The sequence below is a fragment of the Betaproteobacteria bacterium genome, assembly GCA_016194905.1.
GTDB lineage: Bacteria > Pseudomonadota > Gammaproteobacteria > Burkholderiales > JACQAP01 > JACQAP01.
In genome coordinates, this window is record JACQAP010000013.1 from 95,158 (window position 1) to 108,978 (window position 13,821).

At 61.5% G+C, this 13,821-nt stretch carries 13 protein-coding genes; 6 read left to right on the forward strand and 7 right to left on the reverse strand.

Going from position 1 to position 13,821, the window contains the following annotated elements; translation table 11 throughout:
* From HY067_07920 to HY067_07945, 6 genes are all read right to left on the reverse strand, one after another.
* Positions 1-1,035 (reverse strand): ABC transporter ATP-binding protein, encoded by a 1,035-nt coding sequence (locus tag HY067_07920; protein ID MBI3527881.1) that lies wholly within the window; start codon positions 1,033-1,035, stop codon positions 1-3.
* Entirely contained in the window at positions 1,028-2,125 is a 1,098-nt protein-coding gene (locus HY067_07925) for an ABC transporter ATP-binding protein (GenBank protein MBI3527882.1), read from the reverse strand. Before HY067_07925 ends, HY067_07920 begins: the two co-directional genes overlap by 8 nt.
* Before the next feature lie 4 nt (positions 2,126-2,129).
* Positions 2,130-2,321: a hypothetical protein gene (locus tag HY067_07930; GenBank protein MBI3527883.1), complete on the reverse strand. Its 192-nt coding sequence runs from the start codon at positions 2,319-2,321 to the stop codon at positions 2,130-2,132.
* Between the two features lie 8 nt (positions 2,322-2,329).
* Positions 2,330-3,283: a carbohydrate ABC transporter permease gene (locus HY067_07935; GenBank protein ID MBI3527884.1), complete on the reverse strand. Its 954-nt coding sequence runs from the start codon at positions 3,281-3,283 to the stop codon at positions 2,330-2,332.
* Positions 3,280-4,242, reverse strand: a complete 963-nt coding sequence (locus HY067_07940) for a sugar ABC transporter permease (GenBank protein MBI3527885.1) — start codon at positions 4,240-4,242, stop codon at positions 3,280-3,282. The genes HY067_07935 and HY067_07940 overlap by 4 nt, the downstream gene beginning before the upstream one ends.
* An 81-nt stretch (positions 4,243-4,323) precedes the next feature.
* Entirely contained in the window at positions 4,324-5,646 is a 1,323-nt protein-coding gene (locus HY067_07945) for a carbohydrate ABC transporter substrate-binding protein (protein MBI3527886.1), read from the reverse strand.
* A 135-nt stretch (positions 5,647-5,781) separates the two neighbouring features.
* On the opposite strand from HY067_07945, the gene HY067_07950 reads away from it, so the two are divergent.
* The 5 genes from HY067_07950 (at position 5,782) to HY067_07970 (ending at position 11,131) form a co-directional block, all read left to right on the forward strand.
* Positions 5,782-6,039, forward strand: a complete 258-nt coding sequence (locus tag HY067_07950; protein MBI3527887.1) for a hypothetical protein — start codon at positions 5,782-5,784, stop codon at positions 6,037-6,039.
* 99 nt (positions 6,040-6,138) lie between these two features.
* Positions 6,139-7,380 (forward strand): Gfo/Idh/MocA family oxidoreductase, encoded by a 1,242-nt coding sequence (locus tag HY067_07955; protein MBI3527888.1) that lies wholly within the window; start codon positions 6,139-6,141, stop codon positions 7,378-7,380.
* Positions 7,381-7,655: 275 nt separating this feature from the next.
* Positions 7,656-8,066 carry a hypothetical protein gene (locus HY067_07960; protein MBI3527889.1) on the forward strand — a complete coding sequence of 137 codons (411 nt, stop codon included), beginning with the start codon at positions 7,656-7,658 and terminating at the stop codon, positions 8,064-8,066.
* Between the two features lie 75 nt (positions 8,067-8,141).
* Positions 8,142-9,380, forward strand: a complete 1,239-nt coding sequence (locus tag HY067_07965) for a branched-chain amino acid ABC transporter substrate-binding protein (GenBank protein ID MBI3527890.1) — start codon at positions 8,142-8,144, stop codon at positions 9,378-9,380.
* A gap of 116 nt (positions 9,381-9,496) precedes the next feature.
* Positions 9,497-11,131, forward strand: a complete 1,635-nt coding sequence (locus tag HY067_07970) for a GAF domain-containing protein (GenBank protein MBI3527891.1) — start codon at positions 9,497-9,499, stop codon at positions 11,129-11,131.
* Positions 11,132-11,150: 19 nt separating this feature from the next.
* On the opposite strand, the gene HY067_07975 is transcribed toward HY067_07970, so the two are convergent.
* On the reverse strand, positions 11,151-12,284 hold the full coding sequence (locus tag HY067_07975; GenBank protein ID MBI3527892.1) for an ABC transporter substrate-binding protein: 1,134 nt from the start codon (positions 12,282-12,284) through the stop codon (positions 11,151-11,153).
* Between the two features lie 209 nt (positions 12,285-12,493).
* On the opposite strand from HY067_07975, the gene HY067_07980 reads away from it, so the two are divergent.
* On the forward strand, positions 12,494-13,807 hold the full coding sequence (locus tag HY067_07980) for a beta-lactamase family protein (protein ID MBI3527893.1): 1,314 nt from the start codon (positions 12,494-12,496) through the stop codon (positions 13,805-13,807).
* The last annotated feature ends 14 nt before the right edge of the window (positions 13,808-13,821 follow it).

The window sequence follows — 13,821 nt, forward strand, 5'->3', positions numbered from 1 at the left end:
TCACGCGTGTTTCCCCTCTTTGGCGTCAATGCGCACGCCGGCACCATTGAAATACAGCGGATCGACCAGCTCCAGCGATACGGCATCGCCCGCCTTCCAGTGCGAGTGCGGATCGGCCAGCGTAGTCAGTTTCTGCTCGCCGATTTCAAGATGCAGATGATTCTGGTCGCCCAGATGCTCGACCCAGCGCAGCAGCGCCCGATTGGCCGAACCGTTGGCGACGCCGATGCGCAACTGCTCGGTGCGAGCGCCGATCATGCGCGCTTCGCGCGGCGCTTGCGGCGCGGGCAGCAAGTCCACCGGGATCAGGTTGATCGGCGGCGTGCCGAGTTGCGTGGCCACGTACAGATTGCCCGGCTGCTCGTAAATTTCACGGGGAGTGCCGATCTGCACCAGCCGGCCCTCGGCGATCACGCCGATGCGGCTCGCCATCGTCATGGCTTCAATCTGATCGTGAGTCACGTAGAGGATGGTCGCACCCAGTTCGACCTGGATGCGCTTCAACTCGAGCCGCAACTCCGCGCGCAACTTGGCGTCGAGCGACGACAACGGCTCGTCCATGAGATAGATGGACGGCGCTCGCACCAGTGCGCGTCCGATCGCCACCCGTTGCATCTCGCCGCCCGACAGGCGCGTCGCCTTGTTCGCAAGTTTGCTCTCGATATGCAGCAGCGCCGCCACCTCCTGCACGCGCTTGCGGACCTGGTCCTCGGGCAGCCGCCGCGCGGGGGAGCGCAGCGGAAAGGCCAGATTGTCGAACACCGTCAGATGCGGGTAGAGCGAGTACTGCTGGAACACGAACGCCACGTCGCGTACGGCGGGCGGCTCAACGCTGACATCCTGCCCGCCGATCTCGACGCGGCCGGCGTCGGGGCGCTCCAGACCCGCCACCATGCGCAACGTGGTGGTCTTGCCTGCCCCGGTCGGGCCCAGCAGCACGAGGAGTTCGCCGTCGGCGATGTCGAGCGACAAATTGTCGATGGCGGCGACATCGCCGAAGCGCTTCGTCACACCGTGCAGGCGCACTTCAGCCATGGAGGGCGGCCTCGTGCAGCGCGCTGCGCAACGCGCGCCCGGAAGCAGCGTCGAACAGCGCGAGCCCCTCGGTGTGGAATCTGAGTCCGACGTTTTCCCCGAGCCGCACATTGACCGACGCCGGCAGACGCGCCTTGATCTGGCCGTGATGGGTGTCGAGCGTGACGATCTGCGTGGTGCCGAGGTACTCGGCGCCGAACACATGGCCGCGGATCGGCCCGTCGTCGGCCAGCGTGACGTGCTCCGGGCGGGCGCCGAGCGCGAGAGGCCCTTGCGCGCCCTCCTCACGCAGCTCGGGCACTCCGACCGTCGCTTCTCCGATGCGAACGCTGCGCTCGCCCCGCCGAACGGTGCCTTCGAAGCGCAGAAAACTCATCGGCGGCGAGCCAATAAAGTCGGCGACGAACATGCTGGCCGGCTGATCGTAGACCTCCTGCGGCGTACCGATCTGCTCCACCAGGCCCTGATTCATGATGGCAATGCGGTCCGCCAGGGCCATGGCCTCCAACTGATCGTGGGTCACGTAAACCGTGGTGGCGCCGATGCGGTCGTGAAGCTGGCGCAGTTCGCCGCACATGAGACGGCGGAATTCCGCGTCGAGCGCGCCGAGCGGCTCGTCCATCAGGAACGCCTTCGGCCTGCGCACGATCGCGCGGCCAAGCGCCACGCGTTGCCTGTCGCCGCCGGACAGCCCCGAGACGCTGCGCGACAGCAAATGCTCGATGCGCAGCAGGCGCGCGGTCTCTTCCACTCGCTCTTTGGTCTCCGCGCGTGACACGCCCTGACTGCGCAGGGGATAAGCGATGTTGCGGCGGACGTTCAGGTGCGGATACAGGGCGAACATCTGGAACACGAAAGCGATGTCGCGCTGTGACGCGCGCTGGAACGTCACCTCGTCGCCGTCCAGCAGGATGCGCCCGTCGGACGGCAACTCGAGCCCGGCGATCATGCGCAGCGTCGTGGTTTTGCCGCAGCCCGACGGACCCAGCATGACGAAGAAGAGGCCGTTGTCGACGGTGAACGTCGAATCCTTGACCGCGGCGAATCCACCGAATTGCTTGCGCAGGTTTTCGACCCGGATCTGTGCCATGTCGTCAGTCCGGAAAGTGGCTCACGATCACGAAGCCGAGCGTGCCGGCCAAGATCGTGACGAAGGAGTAACCGTAGAGGCTCAGGGAGAACGGCTGCATCAGCATGACCACACCGATGCCGATCAGCGCAATGGCGCCCGCCTCCCACGGCCCGCGCCGGAAGAAGCGCCGCTTGGCCGTCGCCGGAGTGTTCATGGCCGCGCTCATCGACGCAACGCTCCGAATGTGATCCCGCGCAACAGATGACGCCGCAGCATCACCGTGAACACGACGATCGGAATGAGAAACAGCGAGGTGCCCGCCGCGACCGCCGGCCAGTCCTGACCGCCTTCGCCGATGATGATCGGGATGAACGGCGGTGCGGTCTGCGCCTCGCCGGAAGTCAGCAGCACGGCGAAGGCATATTCGTTCCAGGCAAAGATCAGGCAGAAGATCGCGGTCGCGGCAATGCCCGTGCTGGCCTGTGGCAGCACCACTTTCCAGAAAGCCTGGAAGCGCGTGTAGCCGTCCACCATCGCAGCCTCTTCATACTCGCGCGGAATCTCGTCGATGAATCCCTTCAGCAGCCACACGGCAAGCGAGACGTTGACGGCCGTGTAGAGCAGGATCATGCCCAGCCATGTGTCCGACAACCCGAGCTGGCGGTACATGAGATAGATCGGGATGGCCACCGCGATCGGCGGCATCATGCGCGTCGACAAGATGAAGAACAGCAAATCGTCGCGCAGCGGCACTCGAAAGCGTGAAAAGGCGTAGGCCGCGAGCACGCCCAGGAATACGGCCAGGAACGTCGAGCCGAAGCCGATGATGAGCGAGTTGACATAGCGCTGGCCGAACTTCGACGGACCCGCGATCACCATGCCCTGAGAGCGTACCAGTCTGTCGTACCAGCTCGTAGCCGGCGGCAGGCTGTCGATGTACTCCGGCGTCTGCCGGCTGCGCGTGGTGAACAGATTCACATAGCCCTCGAGCGAGGGCTCGAACATGACCTTCGGGGGATAGGCGATGGAATCCGTCGGCGTCTTGAACCCGGTCAGCACGATCCACACCAGCGGGACCATGGACAACAGCGCGTAACACACGACGATGGCGCCGGCGAACCGCTTCGTCCAAGGCGAAGGTTCGACGACAGAGTGGGCGGCGGTGGGTGCGCTCATCGGTTCTTCACCGCGTTGAGGGCCTTGACGTAGATGTTGGCGGCGCCGAACACCGTCACGAACAGGATGATCGCGAGCGCCGACGAATAGCCGGTGCGCCACTTCTCGAACGCCTCGCGCTTGAGCGTGATCGACACCACTTCGGTGGTGGAACCCGGCCCGCCGGAGGTAAGCAGATTCACCATGTCGAACATCTTGAAGTTTTCGATCGCGCGGAACAGCACCGCCAGCATCAGGAACGGCAGCACCATCGGCAGGGTCACGGTCCAGAACTGGCGCCAGGTCGAGGCGCGATCGACCTCGGCCGCCTCGTAGATGCTGTCGGGAATCGAGCGCAGACCGGCCAGACAGATGAGCATGACGTAAGGCGTCCACATCCACGCGTCCACCAGCACGATGGCCCAGGGCGCAAGCGGGACATCACCGATCATCTGGAACGAACTGGGATCCACGCCGGACACGAGGGCGACGGCATGGTTGAACAGTCCGCTCTGCGGCTGGAACAGGAAGGTCCAGAAAGTCCCGACCACCGCGGGGGACAGCATCATCGGCAGAAGAATCACCGTGGTCCACAGGCTGTGGCCGCGGAAGCGTTTGTCGATCAGCAGTGCGAGAGCGAAGCCGAGCAGCACCTCGATCCCGATGGACCAGATGACGAAATGCGCCGTCACCTGCATCGAGTGCCAGATATCCGGATCGTCCAGCACGCTGCGATAGTTGTCGAGCCCGACCCATTCGGCTCCGCGGCTGGCCCGGTTCGCCTTGAAGTTCGTGAACGAAAGATAGATCGTCCAGATCAATGGAAAAATGTTGACCGCGAGCAAAAGCAGGATCGCGGGGGAGATGAAGAGCCACGTGATAGTGCGGTCCGACAGGCCGCGCAGTCGACGTCGGATCGAGTCCGGCGTGGCGTGCACCGCACGCTGCGCAATCCGGGGGGCTTCGGACGATGCGTTCATGTTTTAAGTCTGCGAGAAGCGGCGGGCGTGCCGGTCGATCGGCCGGGGCGGCCTCGTAGGCGCCGCCCGCCGGATGAGACTTTACTTGAGTTTGCCCTCTTCCTTGAACACCTTCTCCCAGTCGACGATGAGTTGGTCGAGCGCTTCCTTTGCGGTGCCCTTGTCGGCGACGACGTAGTCATGCACCCGCTTCTGCATGTCGAGCAGCAATTCCGCATACGCCGGCTCGGCCCAGAAGTCCTGCACCATCTCCATCGACTTCAGGAAGTCCGGTGCGAATGGTGCGCTCTTCGGGAAGCCCGGGTCCTGCAGCACGGCCTTGTGGCAGGAGTAGCCGCCGAGCGCCCACCACTTCTTCTGCACGTCGGGCTGTGCGAACCATTTGATGTACTTCAGCGCATCGTCCTTGCGCTCGGAGTAGGAAACCACCGAGATGCCCTGCCCGCCGAGCTGGACGCCCTTGCCCTTGGCGGACGGGTTGACGAAGAAGCCGATCTTGGCACCGCCGACATTCGGGTCCTTGTACAGGCCGGGGAAGAAGGCGAACCAGTTCATCATCATCGCCACCTGGCCCGACTTGAAAGCGTCCAGACCTTCTCCCATGTAGGCGTTCGTCATGCCGGGCGCCGTGCAGCACTTGTACAGGGACTTGTAGAACTCCAGCCCCTTGATGGCGTCCGGCGAATTCACGAAGCCCTGCATGTGGTAAGGATTCTTCGGATCGTCGTACTTGAATCCATACGGATAGAGCACGTTGGTCACGCCCATCGTGATCCCTTCCGAACCGCGCTCGGTGAAGATGTAGGCGCCATAAACCTTCTTGCCATCGATTTCTCGACCCTGGAAGAACTCGGCGACCTGCTTGAATTCGGCCCAGGTCTTCGGCGGAGCGAGATCATGTCCGTTCTTCTTCTTGAATTCCGCCATCAGTTCGGGACGCGAAAACCAGTCCTTGCGATAGGTCCAGCCCACCGAGTCGCCCATCGCCGGCAAGGCCCAGTAATTGGGACTGTTCTTGGGCCATTCCGAATAACCCAGCACGGTGGCCGGCATGAAGTCGCTCATCTTGATGCCTTCTTTGGCGAAGAAATCGTTGAGCTTGACGTAGTGCCCATTCTCGGCCGCGCCGCCGATCCACTGGCTGTCGCCGATCAGCAGATCGCACAGCTTGCCCTTGGAGTTCAGCTCGTTGATGAAGCGGTCGGCAAAGCTGGTCCAGGGGACGAACTCGAACTTCATCGCAATGCCGGTCTTGGTGGTGAAGTCCTTCGACAACTCGACCAGCGCATTGGCCGGATCCCAGGCCGCCCAGCACAAGGTTAGGTCTTTTGCCGCCGCCGTCCCGGATGCCACGGACGTTGCAAGCATTGCAATACCGAAAAGCATATTCCGCAGATTGCCCATCACTATTACCTCCTCTTCACTGACGTTCGGTTATCCGCGGCCAAGCTGCCGGAGCTGCGTGTCCCGGAGCGCGACGCGGCTACTCATTCCCTACGGGCACCGAAACGCCGGACATCTCAGGGCGGCGAACTATCGGTGTCTGAACGGGTTCTCGCATGTTTAGTATTATTGTTTAGTGATAAGGCTGTCACTAAACATTTTGCCTGTCAACAACCGGAATTTGCAGCTTCGGATTGCTGCGACGCAAAAATATTTTTGCCTCTCGATCAGAAAGATAAGCCTCAATTCCGCCAGTGGAGCGGCGCGCCGGCGATGCTGCAAAGCGGTAGTCCGATGTTTAGTGACGCCAAGCAAAAAAGCCGAGTGGGCCAAGCGGCGACCGGTTTAAAGTAGCTGACAAAATTAGTGTCAGTGGTTGGTGGTTGAATTCCGACCTTCACCCTTACCGGTCACCGGCAACCAGTCACTGCTTTCTCAGGGAGGAGAAAAACAATGAAACTCGGATTCATCGGCGCGGGATTCATCGCTCGATTTCAATCGGTCGCGATCAGCCAGGTGCGCGGGCTCGAAGTCGCAGGCATTCTCAAGCGGCGCGGCGCAGAGGCGCTCGGCGGCTTCTGCCGCGAGCAGCGGCTTGGCAACGCGAAAATCTACGACAGCATTGCCGAGCTGGCGAGGAACGTCGATGTCGTCGCGATCTGTGCGCCGAACTACTGTCGCGTCGAAGTCATGGAAGACATTGCCTCAGCGGTAAAGTCAGGCGCAAGGCTGAAAGGGGTGATCGTCGACAAGCCTCTGGCGCGCAACATGAAGGAAGCCAAGCGCATGGTGGAACTGGCGCGCGAAGCAAGGCTGTTGACCGCCTACTTCGAGAACCAGATTTTCATGAAGGCGATCCGGACCCAGCGCGAGCAGTTGCTGCCTGTCGCGCAGACCATGGGTCCACTGACGCTGACCCGCTCGGCCGAGGAACATGGCGGACCGCACGAACCCTGGTTCTGGGATCCGACCCGCCAGGGTGGCGGCGTACTGCTCGACATGGGGTGCCACAGCATCGCCGTCGGTCGTCATGTGCTGACCCCACCGGACAAGGATCTTCTGTTCCTGCAGCCGGTGTCCGTCAGCGCGGACCTCGGACTTCTGAAGTGGGGACAGAAGAAGTGGCGTGACAAGCTGCTGAAAGATCGCGGCGTGGACTATGCCAAGACACCGGCGGAAGATTTTGCGACCGGCATGATCACCTATCGCAATCCGGAAACCGGGCAAATCGTCAAAGCCCAGTTCACCGATTCGTGGATGTTCGAGAAGCAAGGCCTGCGCCTGTTCATGGACGGCATGGGGCCGGGCTATGCCTTCGAGATCAACACGCTGGTATCGCCGTTGAACGTGTTCATCGGCGACGTCGCGGCCGAAGCCATCGCCAACCAGGAAAGCGCGCTGGAGAAAGCCACGGCGAGTCGCGGCTTGCTGGCCGTGCAATACAACGAAGCGGACCTGTATGGCTACACGGACGAGAACCAGGACATGCTGGATTCATTCTCCGTCGGACGCAATGCCATGCTGTCCTGGGAGTACGGCCTCGAAATCCAACGGCTGGTCATGGCGAGTTATCTCTCGGCCGAGCGGGGCAAGACGATCGACCTCACCGACAAAACGATCTTCGCGGAACTGGATGCTTATATTCCCGCGATCCAGCAGGGCAGAGGAGCGGCGCAATTGCTACACGCGGGATAGATGGCTCTTGAACCACTCCTGCAATCTTTTCCATCCGTATCGACTGCATCCAGCCCCGGGCCCGCTATTCGAAAAACCGGCACCGCGCCAATGTTTACGAAGCAATCCTTCGAATCGCGTGGCCTGAACGAAAAATCAGCAATATTGGTGCCTGAGACGATAAATGCCCCCGGGATTCTCTTCAGGTGCAGGTAATGCCGGTCCATGTGCAGCGGGTTGGTTTCGGTTAGAGTAGAACTTTCTCAATATTTCCCTCTCCCCAGGGAGCAGTTCCAATGAAAACCGCAGCGCTGGCCCTTCTTGGCACCCTGTTGTGGATTTTCCATCCGTCGGAAACACCGGCTGCAGGGTTCCGGGGCGGCTTCACCGGCGAAGAAATGCTCGGCCATTGCAGAGCGGAAGAAAAAGACCCGGTGAAGGATTTCGGCCGCGGCATCTGCATAGGCTTCATCGATGGATTCGCCGCGGGACATTACGTCGCGGAGACCTACCATGCCTTCCATCATCGCGAGGAAAAGATCGACGACATCTACGGTCACCTTTGCATTCCGGACACCGTGAACCGGGGCCAACTGGTCAGGACGTTCGTGCAGTTTCTGGAGAAGAATCCGGAAAAGCTCAAGCTTCCGGCGGGACTGGTGCTGGAAGACGCGCTGCGCGACGCGTTTCCCTGTGCCGCAAAGTAGCGTCCGAATCTCCCCTCCCGGGGTTGTCAATCCTTGCGGACCCAGAATCCAAAACCGGCGGGGACCCTGCAATCCATGCTTCGCCTCGTGCGCAGCGTAGCGGCGCCGCTCCTGTTCGCAGCCGGCTGTAGCTGCGCTTTTTCAGCCCCTCCGGTGCGGATTGCCCTGCTAACCCCTCTTAGCGGCCCGATGGCGCTGCAGGGAGAATCGGTATCGCGCCAACTGCACGCCGCTGCCGACGATATCAACGTCCAGGGCGGTTTGTTCGGCGGCGCGAAGATCGAGATCGTGGATTTCGATGACCAGTTGAGTCCACAGCAAGGCCTGATTGCGCTGCAGTCCGCAATCAGCCGGGACATCCGCTTCGTGACCCAGGGGCTGGGGTCGAGCGTAGGGCTCGCGTTGAGCGACGGCGTCGCCAAGCACAATGTCCGCAATCCGGACAGACCCGTCCTGTTTCTCAATTACGGCGGACTCGATCCCGAAATGACCAACTCGAAATGTCACTTCTGGCATTTCCGTTTCGATGCGCATACCGACATGCGGGTCAATGCGCTAGCGGAGTATCTGCGCAAACAGCCCGCGATTCGAAAGGTCTATCTCATCAACCAGGACTACGCCTGGGGTCAGTCCGTCAGCCGCGCCGCAAAGGAAACCATCGTCATTCGGCGTCCCGACGTTTCCATTGTCGGCGACGATCTTCACCCGCTCGCAAAGGTCAAGGACTTCGCGCCGTATGTGGCCAAAATCAAAGCTTCCGGCGCGGATGCGGTGGTCACCGGAAACTGGGGAAGCGATCTGTCCCTCCTGGTCAGGGCCGGCAGGGAGGCCGGCTTGAACGTCCAGTATTTTGTGCTCGGCACTGCGCTGAAAGGTCTGCCGACAACCATCGGCCGCGCCGGCGAAGGCAATCTGAAAGTCCTGGTGCCGTGGGTCCGCGATGCGGCGGATGCGCGTAGCGCGCGATTCGCCGACGACTTCAAGGAAAAATCCGGCGACGACTGGAGTTTCGAGCAGTTCCGGCACATGTTGCGCATGCTGGTCGCGGCAACGAATCAGGCGCAGTCCGTCGAACCCCTGTCCGTGGCCAGGGCGCTCGAAGGCATGCGCATCGCCGGCGACACCGGCGAACTGTGGATGCGCCCGGAGGATCACCAGCTGTTCAATCCGATGTTCATCGCGACGCTCGCCCGATCCGGAACAAAGGGCGTGAGTCATGACTGGGAAAACAGCGGCTACGGCTGGCGAGCCGACGCAACGGTCAACCCCGGAACCTTCGACGTGCCGACAACTTGCAGGATGACAGCCCCCTAGCCGGAACTCACGGTCCTTTAACAAGGTTCGCAAGATCATCGAGCGCAATGGCGTAAAGGTAAAGATCCTCGGGTCGTGCCGTTGCCAAATTGCCCCCCCGGCGGACAACTCAAATCATGGATCGCACGCTGAAAATCCTGCTGATCGAAGATGCTGAGGCGGATGCCCAGCTTCAGTCCCGCGAACTGAAGCGATCCGGTCTCTCCTTCGACACGCGGCGGGTGCAAACCGAATCCGATTTTCTCATGCAACTCGCCGAGTACGGCCCGGACATCATCGTGTCGGATTATTCCATTCCCGGCTTTGGCGGCATGCGCGCGCTGGAGATCGCCAGGGAGCGCACGCCCGATCTTCCTTTTGTCTTCGTCTCGGGAGCCATGGGCGAAGACAAGGCGGTGGAATTGCTCAAGCGCGGAGCCACCGACTATGTGCTCAAGACCAACCTTACCCGCCTCGCCTCGGCGTTGACCCGAGCGATCGAGGAAGCCGAAGCAAAACGCGCGCGCCGCAAATCCGAGTTGCGCGTTCTCGATCTGGCCAATCTGTACGCCACGCTGTCGGAGGCCAACGCCACCCTGGCGCGCTCGCAGGCGCGCGATCAACTGTTCCAGGACATGTGTCGCATCGCGGTCACGCGTGGCGGCTTTCATTTTGCCTGGGTGGGTCTCAGCGACCACGACACCGGCATCCTGCGGCCGGCCGCCACCTATGGCAATGCGGACGGATTTCTCGACGGACTGGACATTCCGATTGAGGCGGGCAAACCGGGTGGGCACCAGCCGGCCGCCAGCGCCGCTCGTGAAGGCCGGGCCTGCGTATGCAACGACACGCTGGAGGATGAGCGCATCGCCGTCTGGCACGAAAGAATGCGCAACTGCTCGATCCGCTCCGCGGCTTCGGTTCCGCTGCTGCTGGAGGGAAAGCCGATCGGTTCGTTCAGCCTGTACGCGTCGGAGATCAATCATTTCGACGATGAGCGCATGCACCTGTTGAACGAACTCGCCGGCGACATCGCATTCGCTCTCGATCGTTTCGAACAGGAAATCCGCCGTCGGCGCGCGGAGGCGGAAATCCTGGAAGCGAGGCAGCAGTTGCAGGCATTGTCGACCCGCTTGCTCGAAGTGCAGGAACAGGAACGTCGCGATATTGCCCGCGAGCTGCATGACGAAATCGGCCAGTCCCTGACGCTGGTAAAGATAAAGCTGCAGATGGCGCTGCGTCGGGGTGGCAACGACAAGGGTCTGACCGAGGAATGCGTGGAGATTGCGAGCCAGACACTCGAGCAGGTGCGCACCATGTCGCTGAACCTGCGCCCGCCGGCACTGGATGACCTTGGCCTGGCGGCGGCGTTGCAGTGGGCGCTGGACCGGCAGGAAGCTGCTACTGGATGGGAAATCGAATTCGCTGCCGATCCGCTACCGGATCGGCTGGCTATGGAAACCGAAACTGCGTGCTTCCGCGTCGCACAGGAAGCGCTCACCAACGCAGCCCGACATGCGCAGGCGAAGAAAATTGCAGTACACCTGCGCATTATCGGCGGGCATCTTGAACTTGCCGTCAAGGACGACGGATGCGGTTTCGATCAGGAGGCGGTGCGCCACCGTCCGGCCGATCGCTCGAGCCTGGGATTGATATCGATGAAGGAGCGCGCCTCGCTTGCGGGCGGCAGCCTGAACATTCAATCGACAAGCGGCACGGGAACCACAGTGCTGGCGAAATTTCCGTTGCGCTGGCGCAGCCCGGCCGCATAAGCCGGACAAAACGGACAGACTACTGCACCGGGAAATCCACCCGTTTCATGAACACGATCTTGCCGCCCTCGTTCTTCACGATGTTGTAGCCGTGCAGACCATCGCCGTTCTGGTCGAACTCGTAAGTGCCTTCCAGTCCCTTGTAACCCTTGATCGCCAGAATCGCCGAGCGTACCGCCTCCGGTTCTGTGCTGCCGGCATCGCGGATGGCTTGCGCGAGAACTTGCGTCGCGTCGTAAGACCAGCTGGCGAAGGTGTCGGGATTGAGTCCGTATTTATCGCGATACTTTTTCATGAACGCGCGCGTCAGGTCGTTTGCGTCGGTGGTGAAATCGGTGATCGCATAGGTACCGTGCAGCGTCTCGCCGGCAAGTTTGAGAGAAGTCACCGCAATGATCGATGGCGACCCGACCCACGGGATCGTTACCCCAAGCTGCCGGAGTTGGCGCGCAAAGATGCCGACATCGGCCTCGTTCGTCATGTAAGTTGCGAGGATGTCCGCGTCGGACTTCTTGATCGAAAGCACAACGGCGGTGAAGTCCTGCGAGTTGTTCGTGTACCCCTGGTCCAGTACCGGCGTGATGCCCTGGGCGGCCAGCACCGCCGTCAGCGCCTTCGCACCGCCGGAACCGAATGCGTCGGTGGAATGGATGACCGCCCATTTCTTCAACTTGAGGGTGTTGACGCCGAAATCGGCGATGACGCGCGAGGAATAACTGTCGTTCGGGCGCGCGCGGAATACCCAGCGGTTGTTGACATGCGTAAGGCTGGTATCCGTGCCGCCGATCATCGTCGGAATGCCGGATTTGGCGATCGTCGGCGACGCGGCCTGGATCTGGGTGCTGCGGATCGGCCCGACGATTCCGGCGATATCGCCGCGGCCGCCGAGCTTGGAGAATGCAAGCACGGTTCCCGGATTCGAGCTCTGGTTGTCCTCGATCTGCAACTCGATGCGACGTCCCAGGATGCCGCCGGCATTGTTGATCTCCTCCTGCGCGAGCTTGATGCCGTTGACCGTAAATTCGCCGGCCTGCGCCTGCACGCCGGTGATCTCGTTGACAACGCCGATTTTGATGGGATCGGCCGCCACGGTTAAGTCGCCGGTGAACATCGCCAGAGCAAGAACCGCGATCATCCTGTCGACTACTTTCATTTCATCCTCCCTTGGCTGACAAAGCACCGATCGCCGACCGGTTGCCGTTCATCCTAGCACGATGCAAAAACGTGCGATCACGGCGGTGGATGGCGCACTGCAACCGGTAATGTTGCAATGGTCGAAACGCTTTTCACGATCGCATTGACACCATCAGGACGCGGCTTTACCGTTCGACTCCTATTTTTCACTGGCATGAGGAACTACCAATGAGCGCAAAGCGCATCGTGTTCGGCCTTGTATTCAGCATCGTTTTCTTGACGGCCGCCGGATCATGGGCGCAAGGGCTGCCTTCCGCTGCGCCCGAGTCGGTGGGCATGTCGGCGCAGCGGCTCGCCCGCATCGGCGACGCGTTCAAGAAGGAGATCGATCAGGGTAAATTGCCGAGCGCGGTGTTCCTGGTGGCCCGCAAGGGCAAGCTGGTGTACTCGGAAGCAATCGGTTTTCAGGACAAGGAGGCCGGCAAGCCGATCGCAAAGGATTCGATCTTCCGCATCTATTCGATGACCAAACCGCTCGTTTCGGTGGCGGCGATGATGCTGGTCGAGGAAGGCAGGATCCAGCTCACCGATCCGGTCTCGAAATATCTGCCGGTCATGAAATCCCTGAACGTCAGCGTGGCAAAGGCCGACGCCGAGTTCGCGAAAGTCACCTACGCACAGGTGCCGGCCGATCGCGAGATGACGGTGCAGGATCTGCTGCGCCACACGGCGGGCCTGGCTTACGGCGAAATCACGCAGAATGCGCCCGTGAAAGAGGCGCTCGGCAAGGCAGGTATCTACAAGAGCGCGATCGATTACGATGCGCGCGACCTGGCGCCGGCGGAAGAAGTCGAACGCCTTGCCAAAGTACCGCTCGCGCATCAGCCCGGAACGGTCTGGGAATACAGCCTCGCGAGCGACGTGCTCGGCCGGGTCGTCGAGACCGCCTCAGGAGAGCGCTTGGCGGATTTCCTCGACAAGCGCTTGTTCAAACCGCTGAAGATGAGCGACACCGGCTTCCGGGTGTCACAGGACAAAATCAATCGGCTGGCGGTGCCGTTGCCCACGGATATCACCAGCGGCAAGCCTAACAATCTGATCGACGTATCGGCTGCGCCGGCCAACGACTCCGGCGGCGCCGGCGGCGTGTCCACCGCGGCGGATTATCTTCGCTTTTCGCAAATGCTGCTCAATGGCGGGCAACTCGATGGCGCCCGCGTGCTGAGTCGCAGCTCGGTCGCCCTGATGACCGCCGATCATCTCGGACCACGCATCGCCGCGCCGGTCACGCCTGGAGAATTGCTGCTCGGCGTGCCGGGTTATACCTTCGGCCTGGGCTTCGCGGTGCGCCAGGGTCCGGGCGTGGCGGGGGTTCCCGGTTCGGCAGGCGAGTTCATGTGGGCGGGCTATGCCGGAACTTACTTCTGGGTCGATCCGAAAGAAGAGATCGTCGCGGTCTACATGACCCAGGCGCCGAGCCCGATCCGCGCCTACTATCGGCGGCTTTTCAAGCAATTGGTCTATGCCGCGATCGCCGATTGAGAGAGGCCGTGAAT

Coding starts and splice junctions, on each gene's coding strand:
- HY067_07920 (MBI3527881.1), bottom strand. CDS start 1,035: ATGGCTGAAGTGCGCCTGCACGGTGTGACGAAGCGCTTCGGCGATGTC.
- HY067_07925 (MBI3527882.1), bottom strand. CDS start 2,125: ATGGCACAGATCCGGGTCGAAAACCTGCGCAAGCAATTCGGTGGATTC.
- HY067_07930 (MBI3527883.1), bottom strand. CDS start 2,321: ATGAACACTCCGGCGACGGCCAAGCGGCGCTTCTTCCGGCGCGGGCCG.
- HY067_07935 (MBI3527884.1), bottom strand. CDS start 3,283: ATGAGCGCACCCACCGCCGCCCACTCTGTCGTCGAACCTTCGCCTTGG.
- HY067_07940 (MBI3527885.1), bottom strand. CDS start 4,242: ATGAACGCATCGTCCGAAGCCCCCCGGATTGCGCAGCGTGCGGTGCAC.
- HY067_07945 (MBI3527886.1), bottom strand. CDS start 5,646: ATGGGCAATCTGCGGAATATGCTTTTCGGTATTGCAATGCTTGCAACG.
- HY067_07955 (MBI3527888.1), top strand. CDS start 6,139: ATGAAACTCGGATTCATCGGCGCGGGATTCATCGCTCGATTTCAATCG.
- HY067_07960 (MBI3527889.1), top strand. CDS start 7,656: ATGAAAACCGCAGCGCTGGCCCTTCTTGGCACCCTGTTGTGGATTTTC.
- HY067_07965 (MBI3527890.1), top strand. CDS start 8,142: ATGCTTCGCCTCGTGCGCAGCGTAGCGGCGCCGCTCCTGTTCGCAGCC.
- HY067_07970 (MBI3527891.1), top strand. CDS start 9,497: ATGGATCGCACGCTGAAAATCCTGCTGATCGAAGATGCTGAGGCGGAT.
- HY067_07975 (MBI3527892.1), bottom strand. CDS start 12,284: ATGAAAGTAGTCGACAGGATGATCGCGGTTCTTGCTCTGGCGATGTTC.
- HY067_07980 (MBI3527893.1), top strand. CDS start 12,494: ATGAGCGCAAAGCGCATCGTGTTCGGCCTTGTATTCAGCATCGTTTTC.